Origin of the sequence: Streptomyces sp. NBC_00459, from assembly GCF_036013955.1 — a bacterium.
Classification (GTDB): domain Bacteria; phylum Actinomycetota; class Actinomycetes; order Streptomycetales; family Streptomycetaceae; genus Streptomyces.
Map to the genome: position 1 here is coordinate 3,514,408 of NZ_CP107903.1, position 17,360 is coordinate 3,531,767.

Annotated in this window: 17 protein-coding genes and 1 pseudogene; 8 read left to right on the top strand and 10 right to left on the bottom strand. The window is 67.9% G+C overall.

Annotated features, from left to right (window positions below):
• Positions 1–146 precede the first annotated feature (146 nt).
• A complete protein-coding gene (locus tag OHN74_RS15090) occupies positions 147–1,220 on the bottom strand; it encodes an esterase-like activity of phytase family protein (RefSeq protein WP_327695086.1) in 1,074 nt (357 codons plus the stop codon).
• 84 nt (positions 1,221–1,304) lie between these two features.
• The gene (locus tag OHN74_RS15095) at positions 1,305–2,165 is read right to left on the bottom strand and encodes a serine hydrolase (protein WP_327695087.1); all 861 of its coding nucleotides are present in this window, start codon (positions 2,163–2,165) and stop codon (positions 1,305–1,307) included.
• A 256-nt stretch (positions 2,166–2,421) separates the two neighbouring features.
• Between OHN74_RS15095 and OHN74_RS15100 the strand changes: the two genes are divergently transcribed.
• Both OHN74_RS15100 and OHN74_RS15105 read left to right on the top strand, forming a co-directional pair.
• Positions 2,422–4,767: a glycosyltransferase family 39 protein gene (locus OHN74_RS15100; protein WP_327700131.1), complete on the top strand. Its 2,346-nt coding sequence runs from the start codon at positions 2,422–2,424 to the stop codon at positions 4,765–4,767.
• A gap of 250 nt (positions 4,768–5,017) precedes the next feature.
• Positions 5,018–5,827 (top strand): endonuclease I family protein, encoded by an 810-nt coding sequence (locus OHN74_RS15105; RefSeq protein ID WP_327695088.1) that lies wholly within the window; start codon positions 5,018–5,020, stop codon positions 5,825–5,827.
• Positions 5,828–5,900: 73 nt separating this feature from the next.
• Here OHN74_RS15105 and OHN74_RS15110 read toward each other — a convergent pair whose 3' ends face one another.
• Together OHN74_RS15110 and OHN74_RS15115 are read right to left on the bottom strand one after the other, a co-directional pair.
• On the bottom strand, positions 5,901–6,632 hold the full coding sequence (locus OHN74_RS15110) for a DUF6585 family protein (RefSeq protein ID WP_327695089.1): 732 nt from the start codon (positions 6,630–6,632) through the stop codon (positions 5,901–5,903).
• Positions 6,633–6,672: 40 nt separating this feature from the next.
• Complete coding sequence (locus OHN74_RS15115) at positions 6,673–7,785, bottom strand: M20 family metallopeptidase (protein ID WP_327700132.1); 1,113 nt, start codon at positions 7,783–7,785, stop codon at positions 6,673–6,675.
• Positions 7,786–7,950: 165 nt separating this feature from the next.
• On the opposite strand from OHN74_RS15115, the gene OHN74_RS15120 reads away from it, so the two are divergent.
• A complete protein-coding gene (locus OHN74_RS15120; protein WP_327695090.1) occupies positions 7,951–8,835 on the top strand; it encodes a LysR family transcriptional regulator in 885 nt (294 codons plus the stop codon).
• A gap of 130 nt (positions 8,836–8,965) precedes the next feature.
• On the opposite strand, the gene OHN74_RS15125 is transcribed toward OHN74_RS15120, so the two are convergent.
• The 4 genes and pseudogenes from OHN74_RS15125 to OHN74_RS15140 form a co-directional block, all read right to left on the bottom strand.
• Positions 8,966–9,610 (bottom strand): hypothetical protein, encoded by a 645-nt coding sequence (locus tag OHN74_RS15125; protein ID WP_327695091.1) that lies wholly within the window; start codon positions 9,608–9,610, stop codon positions 8,966–8,968.
• Between the two features lie 671 nt (positions 9,611–10,281).
• Positions 10,282–10,695 (bottom strand): DNA-binding protein, encoded by a 414-nt coding sequence (locus OHN74_RS15130; RefSeq protein WP_327695092.1) that lies wholly within the window; start codon positions 10,693–10,695, stop codon positions 10,282–10,284.
• Positions 10,677–10,961 carry a hypothetical protein gene (locus tag OHN74_RS15135; RefSeq protein ID WP_327700133.1) on the bottom strand — a complete coding sequence of 95 codons (285 nt, stop codon included), beginning with the start codon at positions 10,959–10,961 and terminating at the stop codon, positions 10,677–10,679. The genes OHN74_RS15130 and OHN74_RS15135 overlap by 19 nt, the downstream gene beginning before the upstream one ends.
• A 45-nt stretch (positions 10,962–11,006) precedes the next feature.
• Positions 11,007–11,444 (bottom strand): annotated as a pseudogene (locus OHN74_RS15140) (helix-turn-helix domain-containing protein); the annotation flags it as partial.
• A gap of 452 nt (positions 11,445–11,896) precedes the next feature.
• Between OHN74_RS15140 and OHN74_RS15145 the strand changes: the two are divergent.
• From OHN74_RS15145 to OHN74_RS15155, 3 genes are all read left to right on the top strand, one after another.
• Entirely contained in the window at positions 11,897–13,135 is a 1,239-nt protein-coding gene (locus OHN74_RS15145) for an IS256 family transposase (RefSeq protein ID WP_327693226.1), read from the top strand.
• A gap of 776 nt (positions 13,136–13,911) precedes the next feature.
• Positions 13,912–14,163, top strand: coding sequence for a hypothetical protein (locus tag OHN74_RS15150; RefSeq protein WP_327695093.1), 252 nt, complete (start codon positions 13,912–13,914; stop codon positions 14,161–14,163).
• A 356-nt stretch (positions 14,164–14,519) separates the two neighbouring features.
• A complete protein-coding gene (locus tag OHN74_RS15155) occupies positions 14,520–14,984 on the top strand; it encodes a hypothetical protein (RefSeq protein WP_327695094.1) in 465 nt (154 codons plus the stop codon).
• Positions 14,985–15,383: 399 nt separating this feature from the next.
• Here OHN74_RS15155 and OHN74_RS15160 read toward each other — a convergent pair whose 3' ends face one another.
• The gene (locus tag OHN74_RS15160) at positions 15,384–15,584 is read right to left on the bottom strand and encodes a DUF397 domain-containing protein (protein ID WP_327695095.1); all 201 of its coding nucleotides are present in this window, start codon (positions 15,582–15,584) and stop codon (positions 15,384–15,386) included.
• 12 nt (positions 15,585–15,596) lie between these two features.
• Positions 15,597–16,469, bottom strand: coding sequence for a helix-turn-helix domain-containing protein (locus OHN74_RS15165; protein ID WP_327695096.1), 873 nt, complete (start codon positions 16,467–16,469; stop codon positions 15,597–15,599).
• A gap of 162 nt (positions 16,470–16,631) precedes the next feature.
• Here OHN74_RS15165 and OHN74_RS15170 point away from each other — a divergent pair, with 162 nt between their 5' ends.
• The gene (locus OHN74_RS15170; RefSeq protein WP_327695097.1) at positions 16,632–17,054 is read left to right on the top strand and encodes an ATP-binding protein; all 423 of its coding nucleotides are present in this window, start codon (positions 16,632–16,634) and stop codon (positions 17,052–17,054) included.
• An 83-nt stretch (positions 17,055–17,137) separates the two neighbouring features.
• On the top strand, positions 17,138–17,290 hold the full coding sequence (locus OHN74_RS15175) for a hypothetical protein (RefSeq protein WP_327695098.1): 153 nt from the start codon (positions 17,138–17,140) through the stop codon (positions 17,288–17,290).
• Positions 17,291–17,360 lie beyond the last annotated feature (70 nt).

Here is a 17,360-nt window from a genome sequence, read left to right on the forward strand (position 1 = left end):
CCGGTACCTGTTCCGGTTCGTGTCCCGGCTTCCGCCCCCGCTGCTCTGCCACTCCGGCGCCTTCCGTAGATCCGCACTCCGCCGGTAAGCACCAACACGGGCGGAAGGGGATTTCATCCCTCCGCAACAACTCCGGCTACGCCTGGCTACGGCGTCCGGACCCGCAGGAAGTAGAGGCGGGTCGTCTGTACGGCGTTCTGGTTGTCGTCGCTGACCAGCAGGACACGCAGGCCCCCGTGGGTACGGCCGGTGACGACCATGCCCTCGATGTTGTCGAGGAGGGGGTTGGGCTGGGGCTGCTTGGCGGTCGCTCCCAGTGACGGGCAGTTCACGATGTCGGCGAGGAGGGTCTTCCTGACCAGGCGTACGCCGCCCTGCCCGGTGAGGTTCTCGACGCCGCTCGTGTCGGTGGCGCGGCGCGGGTCGGCCAGGTAGAGGCGGACGGTGTTGCCGACGCCGGCGGTGAAACCGCGCTCCAGGACGAGGAGGCGTCCGTCGGGGGTGGCCGCGACCTCGGGGACGCCGAGGTCGGTGTCGGTCCGGTAGGCGTACTGGGCGCCGAGGACGAAGGGGCTGGAGTGGCCGCCCTTCCGCTCCCAGGTCTGCCAGCGGACGATGCCCGTGGAGTCGCCGGAGATCGCGTACTCCATGGAGGCGAGGAGCGTACGGCCGCCGGGGAGGAGGGTGAGCCCCTCGAAGGTCTGGTTGGCGGTGGCGCGACCGGCCGGGGTGACCCTGAGCGCGTCCGGCACCGGGAGACGGTCGAGGATGCGTCCGTCGCGGGAGTAGCGGCGTACGGAGGGTTCGGTCTCGGAGGTGACGAGGCGGGTGCCGTCCCGGTCGACGACCAGGCCCTCGGAGTCGAGCGCGGCGCCGGTCTCGTCGGCGAGGGGGACGACGCTCGTCGGGCTCAGGGTCCGCCGGTCCAGGGTGAACAGGGACGAGCGGTCGGAGAGGGCGGCGAGGTCGCCGTCGCGGTCCACGGCGAGCGCGGAGAGGTTGCCGACGAAGGTGCCGTCGTACGTCGTCTTGTCGAGCGCGTCGGAGAAGCGGGCGAGGGAGACGGTGGGGGAACAGGCGTTGCCGGCGGCGGCACCGACGGAACCGGCGTCACGCGCAAGGGAGTTGGCGTTCGCCGGACCGGCAGCGGTCAGACAGCCGGCCGCCGCCAGGCAGGCGGTGACGGTGGTGAGCAGGGTTCGCAGAGGTCGCAGGCGCATGGCCGTCACCGTAGATCGGGTCGGTGACGGCCGGGAGGCGCTGCGGTGAAGTCGGCTCGCGGTCGGCCGGAGATCTGGCGGCGATCAGCTCGCGGCGAGGTCCCGGTGGACGACCTTGGCGACACCCTCGATGGTCGCGATGCCGTAGTTCCAGGTGCTGTTGCCCTGCGTGAGCACCGTGATCATGTAGTCGTGGCCGCCGCCATTGAACGTGCCGACGCTGTGCACGCGCCAGCCGTTCGTCGCGCGTTCCAGCCAGCCGTTCTTGACGTGGACCGAGACACCCGAGGGCGCGCCCTTCGGTGTGCCCCAGCGCTGGGAAGCGATGACCTGGCTCATCAACAGCTGTATGTACGCACGGGAGTTGTCGGTCAGGATCGTGTTGGTGATGGTGGTGAGCGCAAGGAGCTTCTGCTCGTCGCGGGCGGTGATCTGGGTGAGACCCCAGTAGCCGTTCGCACCGGGTTTGGTCTGCGTCATGCCGGCGGCCGCGACGAAGGCCTTGATCTTCGTCAGGCCCAGCTGGTTCCACAGCTTCGTGGTCGACGCGTTGTCCGACTTGGTGATCATGGCCTTCGCGAGACTCTTCTCGGTGGCCGTCAGGGCGCGCTGGGTCTTCTGGGCGTCCCAGAGCAGCGTCGCCAGAACGGTCACCTTGACGACGCTCGCGGAGTCGTAGGCGGTCTGCGCCCGGTACACACAGGTCGTCTTCGTGGACCGGTCGAAGACACCGACGCTGATGGAGCCTCGACGTCCGGAGAGGGCCGTGGTGATGTCCCGCTTCAGCTTGGTGGCGAGGGCCGGCTTGGCGGACGTACAACTGACTGCCGCCGCAGCCGCACTGGCGGGCGTGGCGGTGGCCACGAGCGACAGCACGATCGCGGCGCAGACGGCGGCGCCGCCGAGTACGCGGGTGCGCGCGAATCTGGATATGTGGTGAGTCATGGAGGTTTCCCATCCCCGTGAAGGACATCAACGCGCCCCCGGCACGCTGGTGTTCTTCTGACTCACATGTACATGCGAATGGTTGTACGTCGGTCGCACTTTTTTTCGAGAATTTGTTGGAGGCCCATACGGAGGCTTGCGGGGAGGCCTGCTTGGGGGAAGCCCGTGCCGCGCGTAACGCACTGTTGCCCTGATTCACAGCTGGCCCCCAGTCGCGCCACAGCGCGCACCCACCCCCCGTCCGGACGATTCGATGGTGACATCTGCCACCGACCCGAACCCCCACGCCCCGGAGACCCCCGCCGCCGCCGATCCCGCGGCCCCCGAGGCTCCACCGGCCCCCGCAGCTTCAGGCACGCCCGAGAAGGCGCCGCGCTGGTCGCTGCCCGCGCTGCTCGCGATCATGTTGCTGGCCGGGGTCCTGTACTCCTGGAACCTCTCCTCCTCCAGCCTCAACAGCTTCTACAGCGCGGCGATCTACAGCGGTACACAGAGCTGGAAGGCCTGGTTCTTCGGCTCGCTCGACGCGGGCAACTTCATCACCGTCGACAAGCCACCGTTCGCGATGATGCTCATGGGCCTGTCGTGCCGTGTCTTCGGCTTCGGGACCTGGCAGATGATGGTGCCCGAGGTCGCGGCCGGCGTCGGCACGATCTGGATCCTGCACTCCTCCGTGAAGCGGGTCTTCGGGCACGTGGCCGCCACGATCGCCGCGCTCGTCCTCGCGCTCACCCCGATCACCGTCGCGATCAACCGCGACAACAACCCCGACACCATCCTCGTCCTGCTGATGGTCGGCGGTGCGGCCCTCGCCCTGCGCGCGGTGCACAACGACAAGCTGCTGTCGCTCATCGGCTCCGCGGTCCTCTTCGGGCTCGCCTTCAACACCAAGATGCTCCAGGGCTACATCGCCCTGCCCGCCGTCTTCGCCGTGTACGTGTACGCGTCCAAGCTCGGCTGGAAGAAGAAGGTCGTCAACCTGGCCCTGGCCGCGGTCGCCCTGGCCGTCTCCAGTTTCTGGTGGGCCACGGCGGTCTCGCTCGTCCCGGCCGACGACCGCCCGTACATCGGCGGCTCGACCGACGGCTCCGCCTGGAACCTGATCATGGGCTACAACGGCCTCGGCCGCGTCCTCGGCGGCGAGGGCAACGGCGGAGGCGGCGGAGGCGGGGGCGGCACCTTCGCCGGCACCGCGGGCATCGGCCGGATGTTCAACGACGTTCTCGGCGGCCAGATCTCCTGGCTGATCCCCTTCGCGTTCCTCGCGCTCGCCGCCGGCCTGGTGCTGTGCGGACGGGCCCCGCGCACCGACGTGACGCGCGCCGCGCTCGTCCTGTGGGGCGGCTGGCTGGCGCTGCACTACGTGACCTTCGCCATGGCCGAGGGCACCATGCACCCGTACTACACAACCGCGCTCGCCCCCGGCATCGCGGCGCTGACCGGCGCCGGCGGTGTCATGCTGTGGCGCGCCTTCCGCAGCGGTGACGCCCGCTGGTCCTGGGTCCTGCCGGCCGGCCTCGCGGTCACCGGTGTCTGGGCGATCGTGGTGCTGCGCCGGGCAACCGGCTGGAACACCTGGCTGTGGCCGACGGTCGCCGTACTCATGCTCCTCGCGATCGCGGGCCTGTTCGTCCTGCGGACCGCGAGCTCCGGTACGAGGGTCCGGCTGCTGGGCGCCTCCGTTGTCGCGGCGACAGTGGCGGCCCTCGCGGGTCCGACGGCCTACGCCGTCTCGCCCGCCTTCTCCTCCAGCGGCGGCGGCATGAGCGGCGTCAACCCGACCGCGGGTCCGTCGAGCGGCGGCGGTATGGGCGGTCCCGGCGGCGGAGGCCGGGGCGGCTTCGGCGGCAACGGCGGCGGCCCCGGGGCCGGGCAGGGCGGTACGCAGCAAGGCGGCCAGGCGAGCGGGGAACTCCCCGGCGGCGGTAACGGCCAGATGCAGCCGGGTGGCGGCAACGGTGAGCTCCCGCAGGGCGGCGGCGCACCCGGCGGCACGAACGGAGGGTTCCCGGGCGGCGGCACGGCTCCCGGCGGCGGGACCACCGGCCAGAACGGTGGGACCGGTACGGCTCCCGGCGGCAACGGCGGCACGAGCGGCGGCCCCGGTGGCGGTATGGGCGGTGGCGGCGGTATGGGCGGTGGCGGCGGTATGGGCGGCAGCGTCAGCAACGAGCTGATCTCGTACCTGGAGAAGCACCAGGACGGCGCCAAGTGGCTGCTCGCGGTGTCCAACTCGCAGGGCGCCGGCCAGATGATCCTCAGCACCGGCAAGCCCGTCATCTCGATGTTCGGCTTCACCGGTCAGGACAAGGCGATGACCTTGGCCAGGCTCAAGGAGTTGGTGAAGAAGGGCGAGCTGCACTACATCCAGCTCGGCGGTGGCATGGGCGGCGGTATGGGTGGCGGCGACCAGGAACTCACCACCTGGGTGCAGAAGTACGGCACGGCGGTCAAGGAGAGCGAGTACAGCAGCAGCGCGGCGACGGAGTCCGCCAACTCGTCCGGCTCATCCGACTCGACGGCGGAGGAGAGCGGTTCGAGCACATCGAGCACACAGTCCACGTCGACGATCTACCGTCTGGACGCGTCGGACGTCAGCTGAGCCCGACCGGCACCGGTTGACACCGAGTGGCCCCCGACCGGAACGCGGAACGCCGGTCGGGGGCCACGCCCGTTTCCAGACCACCTCATGGCCTCCTCTTGGCTCTACGCGCGTCAAATCACGCCGAAATCAACCAAGTTGCCGGTTTAAGTCACCCAACAGACACGCGCAGTTCATTGCCTGAAACGCATGTCCATGTCACGCTCCCGGATGTCTCCCCCATTCGACACGCGTAGAACGGACACCCCCGATGCCCGCGACGCTGATACGCACCCGCCGTTGGAAGACCGTGGCGCTCGCCACGTCGACCGTCCTGGCGGCCCTCGCCATCCCCACGATGACCGCCACCCCGGCCGGCGCGACCACGACCGCGTACGACGCCACGTACTACAAGAACGCGGTCGGCAAGACGGGTACGAGCCTCAAGTCCTCGCTGCACACCATCATCAGCAGCCAGACGAAGATCTCGTACTCCGCGGTCTGGAACGCGCTCAAGGTCACCGACCAGGACCCGAACAACAGCAGCAACGTGATCCTGCTGTACAGCGGCGTCTCGCGCAGCAAGACCCTCAACGGCGGTGACGTCGGCGACTGGAACCGCGAGCACACGTGGGCCAAGTCCCACGGCGACTTCGGCGAGGCGATCGGCCCCGGCACCGACCTGCACCACCTGCGCGCCTGCGACGTCCAGGTCAACAGCACCCGCGGCAACCTGGACTTCGACAACGGCGGCAGCACGGTCACCAACGGCGGCGGCAGCACCGTCGACTCCGACTCGTTCGCGCCGCGCGCCGCGGACCGGGGCGACGTGGCCCGCATGATCCTCTACATGGCCGTGCGCTACGAGGGTGACGACGGCTGGGCCGACCTGGAGCCCAACGAGAAGGTCGGCAACGGCAGCAACCCGTACATGGGCAAGCTCGCCGTCCTGAAGGCGTGGAACGAGGCGGACCCGCCCAACGCCTTCGAGGAGCGCCGCAACGACCTCATCTACACCAACTACCAGGGCAACCGGAACCCGTTCATCGACCACCCGGAGTGGGTCGAGGCGATCTGGTAGCAGGTCCGGCAGCGGGCGCACGTTCTGCCCTGCCCTGAACTCCCCGTGATTTTAAGGGAGTTCAGGGCATCTGCTATTTCCGGCGGAGATTCGCGGCGATAGCCAGGAAGAGATGGAGATTCGCGACGCCACTGACCGCGACGTTGGACCAGGGAGGACCGGACTCGCCGGCCTTCCTGACGTAGACGCGACCGCCCCTGACGTCGATCTCCTGGACCTCGGACCACGGAAGAACACGTTTCCCGGTACCGGTCACGCCGTTGCCGGAGACCGAGAGAGCGCCGAAGTCGACCGTCCCGCCCTCCAGCACCGCTTCCATGACCTTCTGCCCCTGGGCACGGAGTACCGCCTCCTGCATCCAGGGACCCCACGTCTCAGGTCTCTCGTAGAACTCGGTGACCTCGGCACCACCGAAGCTCGGGGCGACCACGGAGTAGACGTACTTGGCGGGGGTGGGGGAACCGTTGACGATCAGCTGGGTGATGTCCTGGTACACCCTCGCGGAGTCCCAGCGGAAGGCGGTCATGCCGTCCCCGGACTGCGGTTGCACGATCATCCCGTGCTCGAACAGATGGAGGCGCTTGGCGGCCTGCTTCCTGCTGAAGTTGGGGAAGCGCCGCAGCCACCAGAAGAACAGCACCCCGGGAACCAGAAAGAACGCCGAGAGAACGAAGACCGCGTGGAGGTAGACGAGGAACATCGGTACGCCGAGCCGCTTGGGAGCGAACGAGCCCTCAAGCGCGCCGAGTTGGTGACGTACGGCAAGCGCGGCGGCCTCGGGCGACGGGGGCACGGGTGTGGTCATGGGCCTCTGCTTCACGAAGGAGTGACGGGGATCGGGCGAGCTACTGCCTTGTCCGGGCGACGAGTTCAGCTAGCAGTCGGGTACGGGGCACCATCGTTGCGATCATGACATGCTCGGTGTCCGCATGGGCGCCCCTGCCGACGCCGCCCAGACCGTCCAGTGTCGGACAGCCCACGGCAGCCGTGTAGTTGCCGTCCGAGGCGCCGCCGACGGCGACCCCGTGCAGCGGTTCCTGGCCCAGGTCCGACGCGATGCGGGAGGCCAGGGCGAACAGTCCGGCGGAGGAACCGGGCTCCATGGGCGGCCGTTTCCTCCCGCCCAGTACGGTCAGCCGGGCGCCCGGTGTCCGGGCGGTGAGCCCGCGCATGAGCTCGTCGGTACGGTCCTGCGCCGCCAGGGTCGGTACGCGTACGTCCACCGCGATCCTCGCCTGCGCGGGCACGGTGTTGAGCGTGCTGCCGGCCGACAGCAGGGTGGGCGTGACGGTCGGGGCTCCCAGCACCGAAGGGGTTCCACCGACGACTCCGCCGGCACCGAGCGAGGCCCCGAGACCGACGATGGCCAGCACCTGGTGAGCGGCCTCGACCGCGGCGTTGATCCCCCGGTGCGGTTCCAGTCCCGCGTGGGCGGCCTTGCCGTGCACCACGACCTCGTACCGTGAGGTGCCCTTGCGGGCGGTCTTGAGTGCGCCCGTCTCGTCCGCGGACGCCTCCAGCACAAAGGCGGCGGCGAGACCGCGCGCCGCCTCCTCGATCAGTTCCCGGGAGGTGGGGGAACCGACCTCCTCGTCCCCGGTGACCAGCACGCACACACCGTCCCTGGACGGCAGCGACGCCAGCGCGTGGAACATCTGCACCAGCCCGGCCTTCATGTCCAGGACCCCGGGTCCACGGGCGATCCCGTCGGCCACCGACCAGGGGTGGGTCTCCAGCGAACCCCCGGGCCACACCGTGTCGTGGTGACCCACCAGCAGGACACGCGGTGTGCCGAAGGTCCACCGCAGATGGGTCACACCGTCGACCACGATCGTCTCCGGGACCGCGCCCAACAGCCGCGCGCCGAGGGCGCCGACCACCTGGGCGCTGCGGGCCACGGCGGCATGGTCGGCGGAGAAGGACTCGCAGAGGACGAGTTCCTCAAGATCGGTGAGCATCTCGGGCAGAGCGATCACGGTTCCCCCTCGGGTTGCGGATGGCGAGGTGCGGGTCGCGGGTTGCGGATCGGCGACATCAAGAGACGTTACGAAGAGGCTGGACATTCCACCAGCGACTGGATTGCATGGAACCCATGCACTGAAGGAATGCGAGTGGAGGGGAATGTGTTCGAGACCGACGCACTGCGTCTGCTGGTGACCGTGGCCGACACGGGGTCGTTCACCGCTGCGGCGATCCAGCTCAACTACACGCAGTCGGCGGTGTCCCGGCGGATCGCCACCCTCGAACAGCAGGCAGGCGGCCCGCTGTTCGAACGGCTCCCTCGGGGAGTACGCCTGAACCCGGCCGGCCATGCGCTGCACCGCCACGCCGTGGACGTACTGGAACGCCTGTCGCGGGCGGAGCAGGAGCTGACCGTGATCCACGCGGGCCACGGCGGCATGCTCCGCGTCGGAGCTTTCGCGACCGCCAACATCTCACTGGTACCGGCCGCCCTGCGGGAGTTCAGACGGGCCAGACCGGACGTGGAGATCGTCGCCGTGGAGGGCCGGAGCGCCATGCTGATGGAGCGCCTCGCGGCGGGCGCGCTCGACCTGGCCGTGGTCAGCGACTACCCGTCGGGCCTCCCCTCGGCCGACGGCACCACGACGACCGTACTGCTGGAGGACGAGCTGTTCGTGGCCCTCCACCGCGAACACCCCCTGGCCGAAGCCGGGTCGATCGACCTGCGCGACCTGCGCGAGGAGGCCTGGCTCCAGGACGCGTACGGCGACCGCCCGACCATGCTCGCCGACGCCTGCGCCCGGGCCGGCTTCGCCCCACGCAAGATCATCAGAATCGCGGAGTGGACCGGCAAGTTCGGCTACGTCGCCGCCGGCCTGGGCGTGGCCCTGGTCCCGTCCCTGGCCACCTGGGCGATCCCGGCCGAGCTGGCCCTGTGCCGCGTGGCCGACCCGGCCCTGCGCCGGACGGTCCATCTGGCGCTGCCCGCCACACCGCTTCCGGCAGCACTGAAGCTGGGGGACCTGTTGCGCGGTGACGTTGGCTGAACCGGCCTGTGCTGCGGTCGGGCAGGAATGACAGTGCGGGTGTGCCCGGAAATCCGGGCACACCCGCTACCGCCGCGCCTGTGCCGACGCGCACAGTGGTGAGCGGCCGGAGCGCTGAGACCTGACGGGGCTAGACCTTCTGCAGCCGCAGCTGCATCTGGCAGCCGCCGGAGCGCCCGTCGGTGTCGATGCCGATGGTCACCGGTGAGCCCGCGAACGCCGTGTGGTTCTGGTCCGAGGGCAGGGAGTTCAGGCACTGACTGCCGTCACCGTCCGCGAAGTACCTCACTTCGAGGATGACGTCGGAGCGGCCCGAGACGGTGAAGGTGAGGTTGCAGAAGCCCGGCCGATTGTCGGTGTCGACCCGGACCTGGGACCCGAAGGTCCGGAACCGCTGGATCGGCATCTGGTACGTGCCCGGGTTTCCGCACTGCCCCGCGTCGCCACCGGCACTGGCCCGGAAGCCGTAGGTGATGGACGCGCCCGAGAGCGTGTTGTTCGGGTCGAAGATGCCGAAGGACAACTGACAGCCGCCCGAACGGTTGTCGGTGTCGAACCGGATCGCCCGGGTGAAGTCCGGGTCGACGCCCCACTGCTGCCCCGACAGGCCACCGCACTGCCCGGCATCGCCGTCCGGGTTGAACCGGATACCGATCTCCGCCGGGGCCGCGGTCACGGCGTTCTCCGATGCCTGCGCCGTCGAACCGGACAGACCGGCGATGAGCGCGCCGGCGGCAAGGACACCGGAGAGCGCTCTCAGGCGTGAGTTCCTCATACTGTTTCCCCTCCCAGGGCATCGTGGGCACACGTCGGCCACAAAGTGGCGTGAGTGAACGCGATGGCCGCGTGAACCTCGGCGGCGCCTGGTCAGTGGCGCCGCGTTTCCTGCGTTGCGTTGCGGTTCAGGACGTAACAAGAGCCCCCGTTGTTGCGCGGACTCAGTATGAGTTACCCAAGGCCAAAGCAGCACTGACAGTAACGAGCCAATCTGCGGAGCGTGAGCACCGAACGGGCCAAACCGGTCGGCTGGTACGTCAGCTCTGCGGCGTACTGGCAGCTCAGAGCCCACAGGTAGCGCACGGTCAACTTTCGTACAGCGGCGCCATATTCGTCCGGCACAGTCCATTCACCACCCCAAGCGGGAAGCGAAAGGGCTTGCACTGATCTTGACGGCCTGGCCGACAGTCCATGGGCCGGTCGACCACGATCGGACCCAGGATTCCCACGGGTACGCGTGTACGCCGGTACGTGCGCGAGTCAACCGGCTCGTACGCCACGCCGCACCCCGGCATCCCCCGAGTGCGCACGCCGAAGGGGACGAGCAGACGGGCAGACGGGCAGACGAATGACCTCAACTCGTCGACCGAGGCCGGATAGTGGCCCTATGACGGCTGCGCGGACGACCGAGCCGCGCCCTGAGCTGCTCGCCGTCGGCTCCGGCGTCGGCTAAACGGCGACGAGACGCACCCTGTCGCCACAGAGCTTCGCCATGTCGTCAGTGTCCGAGGTGAGCATGACGACCGGACGGCGCTGCCGCAGCGCCATCTCGGCCACGGCGGCGTCGATGGCGTGTTTGTGGCCATGAAGCCCAGCATTGATCAGCATGGCCGAGGCAGCCTTGGCCTCCTCGTCACCGACGTGCACGATCCGCACACCGGACAGGACCCAGGCGAGCCGCGCCTTGTCGGTCCGGCGATGCACCGCTTCGATGATGGTGAGCGCGCCGATGACGACTTCCATGCCCCGCCTGCGGGCTTCCGCGACAAGGGCGACGACAGGCTCATGATCACTGACGAACTTCGCCAGGCCCTCACAGTCGAGTACGAGGGTGCCTTCGTGGCTCACCTTGCGGCGGGCCACTGCCCCTCCTCGGCGAACACCTCGTCGAAGACCTGGCGTGCCCGCTCCTGCTCCTGCTCGGAGATCGGTCCCTGGCGCCGTTCGTAGTCGGCCAGGTACTCGTCCAGGATCTGGCCGCGCAGCTCACGCTCGACCGCTGAGGTGATGAACGCGGAGAACTCACGCTTGCCGACCCGCCGACGGATCGCCTCCGCCGTCCCCTCGGGAAGGGAGAGGCTGACCCTGGTGGCCGGCCCCTCGCCGACGCTGTACGGAATCTCGCCCATGGGACCGATATTATCAAACAAGTAGGAATCGAGCCTGAGTGCCCGCGCGAGCATCACCCCGCCGAGGATGTCCATCTGCCACAACTGCATCGGCGCATCCCGCTGCCAGCGCTTGCAGTCCGACCGCTTCCGGCGCCGCACCCCGGCTCCACGAGCCCATGACGGACTGGATCCGATACACCGTCATCCGCGACGGCACCGACGTCACCGCCCCGGACCGCTCCAGCACATGAGCGATCCGCCGCAGACCCCACATCGGATGCTTACGCCGCAGCTCGCACACGGCCGCCTCCACCTCGCCAGACGCCTGATGCGGACACGACGCAGGCCTACGCGAACGGTCCGCCAGTCCCGCCAGGCCCGAGGCCTCATAGCGCGACTTCCACCCGCTCACCGTCTGCCGCGACACCCCGAGCGACGCAGCCACCTCGGTCACCCCGCGCCCGCCAGCACCGCCCGGTATCTCTGCTCGACAACCGACAACTCCACCAGAGCCAATCCCGGCCTCCCGCCACACGCCGCAACGACGCGCACAGCAAAGCCGATCACGGCCACCGTCAACCATCAGCTGGGATCGAACTGTCAGGCATCTACCGGGATCGGACACTGGTCTAGAGGCAGTCGCAACAGTTCTCCGCCTACCCCTTCCATCATCTTCACAGCAGAGTCGGGATTGACTTCGTCGTCACCGCAGCGCTCAAGGAACCAAGCGACGTCGACGACCAGCCCGGCGAGGGCTGGCACAAGCGGATCCCTGGCAGTCATCCCCGCAACCTAGCCGACCCCTCCGGCAGAGATGCCGGTTGCGTCCAGGGAAGTGGTGTACGGGTTCGACCTGATCCGGGGGTTTGCTCCGGCTTCTGGCTGATGCCCGCATAGATGAACGGCCACCGGCTGATCTTCGAAGTGTCGAAGCCTCGAAGGAGATCAGCACGATGACCGCACCTGACAGTCTGCCCCTGCACGCCCTCGCCGAGGACAATCTCGCCGCGGCGAGTCCCGATCTGCTGCGCGCGATGGTCAAGACGTTCGCCGACGCACTCATGTCCGCGGAGGCCGACGCCCTCTGCAATGCCGAATACGGGCAGGTCAGCGACGAACGCGTCAACCACCGCAACGGCTACCGCCCACGCGAGTGGGACACGAGGGCCGGCACCGTCGAACTGGCCGTCCCCAAACTGCGGCAAGGCAGTTACTTCCCGCACTGGCTCCTGGAACGCCGCCGCCGGGCCGAGCAGGCCCTGATCTCGGTGGTCGCGACCGCCTATCTGCTGGGCGTCTCCACGCGCCGGGTCGAGAAGCTCGCCGAGTCCCTCGGGGTCACCCAGCTGTCGAAGTCCCAGGTCAGTGCGATGGCCAAGCACCTGGACGAGCAGGTCGCCGCGTTCCGCAACCGGCCGCTCGACGCCGGGCCTTATGCGTTCGTCTGGGTCGACGCACTGACCCAGAAGGTCCGCGAGGGCGGCCGGATCATCAACGTCCACGCGCTGATCGCGGTCGGCGTGAACGCCGACGGGCACCGCGAGATCCTCGGCATCGACATCGCCACCTGCGAGGACGGCGCCGGCTGGCTCGCCTTCCTGCGCTCGCTGACCGCCCGCGGCCTGTCCGGGGTTCAGCTGGTCGTCTCCGACGCGCACACCGGCCTGGTGAACGCGATCGGTGCGGTCCTGCCCGGGGCTTCGTGGCAGCGATGCCGCACGCATTACGCCCGAAATCTGCTCTGCCAGGTCCCGAAATCGGCCCAGCCGTGGGTGGCCACGCTGCTGCGGACCGTCTTCGAACAGCCCGACAGCAATGCTGTCCAGGCCCAGATGCGGCACGTCCTGGACGCATTGGAAGCCAAGTTCCCCAAGGCCGCAGCCCACTTGGACGCCGCCCAGCACGAACTGCTGGCGTTCACCGCGTTCCCGCGCGAGATCTGGCGGCAGATCTGGTCGAACAACCCGCAGGAACGCCTGAACAAGGAGATCCGCCGCCGCACCGACGTGGTCGGGATCTTCCCCGACCGCACCGCCCTGATCCGGCTGGTCGGCGCGGTGCTGGCCGAGCAGAACGACGAATGGACCGAAGCCCGCCGCTACATGGGACTCGACCTGCTGGCCAAGGCCCGCCTCCACCCGATCGAGTCAGAAAACGACGAGACCGCCCTGCCCACCGAACTCACCGCATAGCCTCAAAAACGAGATCACCGAGTGGCCGTCAATACACCACTCCAGCGGACGTGACCGGGATCTACCACCGCAACCCGCAGAGGCCGAGCCCTGTCGGCCTCTGCGGGTTGCGGTGGAGGGGATCGTGGGTGTAGCTGGGGTGATCAGGGCTGAACCGCCGGCGTCGCACCGTTCAGCTCTCTGGTTCCGGCTTCCACCACCAGCCGGGAGTTCTGCGGCGTTGTTCCCAGACCGATGGAGCCTCGTGCAGGCTGCTCCCGAGACTCTCGCTCAGTCGCGATACCGCCCCCCGTAGGCGTTCAAGCTCTCCGGGGATTTTCTCTTCATACATCCATGCGAACTTCTGTGCATGCTCGGCCTCTTCGTCGCTTCGTGAGGAAAGGCGCCGGTGAAGGGACTGGCGGGACACCTCACGGCGACCGGCCATGGCGTCCCATGACATGCCAGCCTGACGCAGGACAGCACAAGCGAGTGCTTCCAATCGGGCGGATCGATAGGCCATCCCTGAGCCGTAGTTGAGGACGTATGACGGCCCGTGCAGTGGATCGGCAACGGCTACCGCGTCCTCTGCCAGCTCCAGGGCTGCGTGGGCTAGGGCCACGAGAAGATTGCGCATGCGTTCGTCAGAAGGTGACTGCATACCAGTATGTTGCCTGCTCCTTGTCAGCAAAGTGCTGACAAACGGTTAGGCCCCCGAAGCTCATCCTGGAAGCGAGAAGGGCGGCTGCCTGTTTGCCCAGGAGCCGCCCATAGCCATCGTGTCCAGAGGAGACCCAGTGACCAACACCAAGGCTACCGAACCCGGGGTGATCGACCAGAAGGGCGGAAGGGCGGCACAACCCAAGAGGCGGCGCAAAGTCATCCCCTTCCAGAGCTGGGGGATCGTAGTGATCGCCGTCGCTGTCGTGATCAAGGTTCCCGCAGATCAGCTACCGGCAGCCCTGCCCAGCCTGGCGGGACTGGTGGCCCTGCTCATGGGAGGTAGCAGTACGGCGACGAGGTACAGCAACCGCGTGAACCGCAGGTGACCTTTCGTACCCGTCGACGACTTGGTAACCGAGCGCAGAGATTTCAGCGACTGTCCTGCCCGTAATTCGCATCGAGGAGCGCAACCAACAAGGGGTTGACGCGAGCCGAAGAAGCGCACGCGTGGGCGGCTCGCGCGACTGTGGTGGTGCCCCTGATGTTGGCGCTCAGTCTCAACGGCAGTCTCATCCGTGGCAGTTCGCGCACGTTCAGAGCCGTGTCAGCAGAAGGCGGCACGCAGGATCTGAACGGCCCTGAACCACCAGGAACGGCGACCAGCAGAGTTGGAAAGCGTGTTGGGGCATTGGGGTTGACTGTACGGCGCACCAAAGCTGGCGCCGCGTGATCAGCTTGGGGTGTGGAGACCATCATCGCCAGCGCCATAGCCGTTCTGGGAACTCTGCTCGGTTCGGGGGTCACTCTGGCGTTCCAGCAGCGCACCACCGACAGGAGCCACCAGTTCACTCGACGCGAGAAGCTCCGACAGGAGCGACTCGACGCCTACTCCGCTTACGCCGGCACGTTGATCAACTATCGCCGCTGCCTGGTCCACCTCTGGTTTTGCGAACACGAGCAGCCGCCACCGGAAGATGCCGACACGGTGCGTATCCGAGCCTACGACTTGCGCTCCAGCGCCCAGGAGGCCCTGTTCCGGGTGCAGATGCTCACGGATGACGAGAGGTTGAGCCGGACCGCGGAGGAAGTGCTTGCCAACATCACGACGCTGCCCAAGGCCAGCAGCAGAGTCGAGCTCGACACTCTCAGAGTGCAGACTCGTGACGACATCAGCCAGCTGGTCAGCACGGGCAAGCAGCACCTCTGAGCCGCTTGCAGAGGCACTGGCCTGCAGGGCCACCAGACCGACCCGAACGCCAACGATGACCGCACCATAAGCGCACCAGTTGGAGCGGGGAACAGCGGGGAATCACGGTGAAAGCCAGCGAGCCCGTCGAGGCCGCGTCCCGACCGTTCGCCCAGGTCAGCAACCGAACCAACCGCAAATGCCCGCAGCTTCCCAAGCTGGTGGCTTGGGAAGCGCACTTCAGGCAGGCCAACGCGACTGATGACAGCCGACAGCGTGGCCGAGACCGACGGAAGTGCACCGAGGCGAACTCGAGGTCGGTCGGGGCCCTCCGTCAGCCAGCCTGCAGACCAGGACAGTCCTCACGCCCGCAACGCCAGGCGTCTTCGCGGAGCGGCGAATCCTGCGCTTCAACCAGGGCTACGAGCCCTCGACCGCGAACCGTTCCACCCCAGCGAGAAACGACAGCCATGCCACGGCCCCGACAGCAACGGCAGTGCCAGGCAGGTTCTTCGAGTCTCGGATGTCGATACCGGCCGTCCGGAGGCGGACTTCTACGCATTCGCCGTTCTGCTGGCTGTAGCTGCTCTTGAACCACTCGGATGCAAGCGACGACGGCATCTGCTCTCTTTCTTAGACGCGGGCCAACCCCCTAGCCGCCCGCATGATGGCCGACTCCGACTCCAGTGGACTCAGCGCTGTGGCCCGGACGTGGTCGAAGACGCTGTTGTAGTGCGTCGTGTCCTCGGCTGATTCCAGGTACGCGTGGCTCGTGAAGTTCTCCAGGAGAACCACTTCCAACTCCGCGGGAGCCGGGAAGCTGTAGAGCAGGAAGGGGAGCATCCCGCCCTTGCAAGCTCCTGCTGTGAAGGGTAGTACCTGCAGAGTTACGTTCGGAAGCTGTGCCAACTCGGCAAGATGTAGCAACTGGTCGCGCAACACATCGGCTCCGCCGATGCACTGCCGTAGCGCCGCCTCCCCCAGGACCATCCAGACGTCCAGAGGGGCCGGTTCCTGACGCGTCAACGCCTTCTGCCGCTCAAGCCGGATCCGGACCTTGGTCTTTTGCTCCTCGGTCAACGAGCCGGCCAGGCCGCCCTGAATGACCGCGGTCGCGTACGCCTCGGTCTGGAACAGACCGGGGACGATGCTGGGCTGAAACCCACGGCACCGGGAGACGTCCTCCTCCAGGCCGATCAAGTCGAGGAAATCACGCGGAAGTTGATCCTCCAACGCCCGCCACCACCGCTGCCGGCGCGCCTCCCGGGCCAACGAGAGCCATCCTTCGCGTTCAGCGGAGTCGCGGATTCCGTAGAGGTCGAGGAGCACCCTCAAGTCGAGTTGGCGGATGCCACTGCGCCCCGCCTCGATCCGGCTGACCTTCGCGGCGTGGCAACTCAGGTGCTCCGCAGCGTCTTCAAGCAGGAGCCCCTGTTTCTCCCGCAGCCGCCGCAGATTGGCGCCCAACACACGGCGCCGCACCGTCGGATGCTGTTCAACCGCCATTCCTGACCCCTTGGTCGTGAGCTGTGAGACACCCACAGTAGCCAGCCATGACACGGTGCACTGAACTTTAAGTGTTTCACTTGCACTATCGACAAGATGCACCTCAAGCTACAGAGAGCGAGGTGATGCACACGCATCGCACTTGAGGAAGCGAGGGACCTCATGCCCGAAAGCACCCCCAACTCCCCTGCCACCGAAGCCACCTGGCAGCTCCCCCACACCCCGCGCAGCGCCCCCCGAGCCCGCGAACTGCTCCGCACCCAGCTCTCCGACTGGAAGATCGACGGCGAAGTGGCCGAAACGGCGGAACTGTTGCTCTCAGAGCTGGTCACCAACTCCCTGCGGCACGCCTCCACCCCGCCCGGCCGGGAGATCGGCCTGCGCTTCGCCACGTACGACGGACGCCTGCGCGTGGAGGTCGCCGACGCGAACACCCGTCGGCCCGCGCCCCGACAAGCCAGCCCCGAGGACGAGGGCGGCCGCGGCCTCACCCTCGTACAGGCCCTCGCGGAACGCTGGGGCTGCTGCCCCCGCCGGCACGGCATCGGAAAGGCGACATGGGTGGAACTGGCGCTTCCGCGATGAGCGCCGCCCGTGCGACGGGCGTGCCAGAATCGCCCCCCACCACACACACATCACACCGGACAGCGCACCCGAGGAGATGCCCCGTGACCGTCACCGTCGGGTTCCCAGGAAGCGAAGCCCAAGTCTTACGTACCTTGGCGCTCTTGGAAGGGCGCACCCTGGAAGAAGTGGCGCTCGATCGCATGGTGCGAGGCATTTCGCTGTCCTTCTCGACCCCCCTGAGCGAAGACTCCTAGGCGATGGCCGCGCTCGCGCGTGCGATGTTCGACGGGCCCTCCGACCTGGCATCCAGCGCCCGGTAGCGCC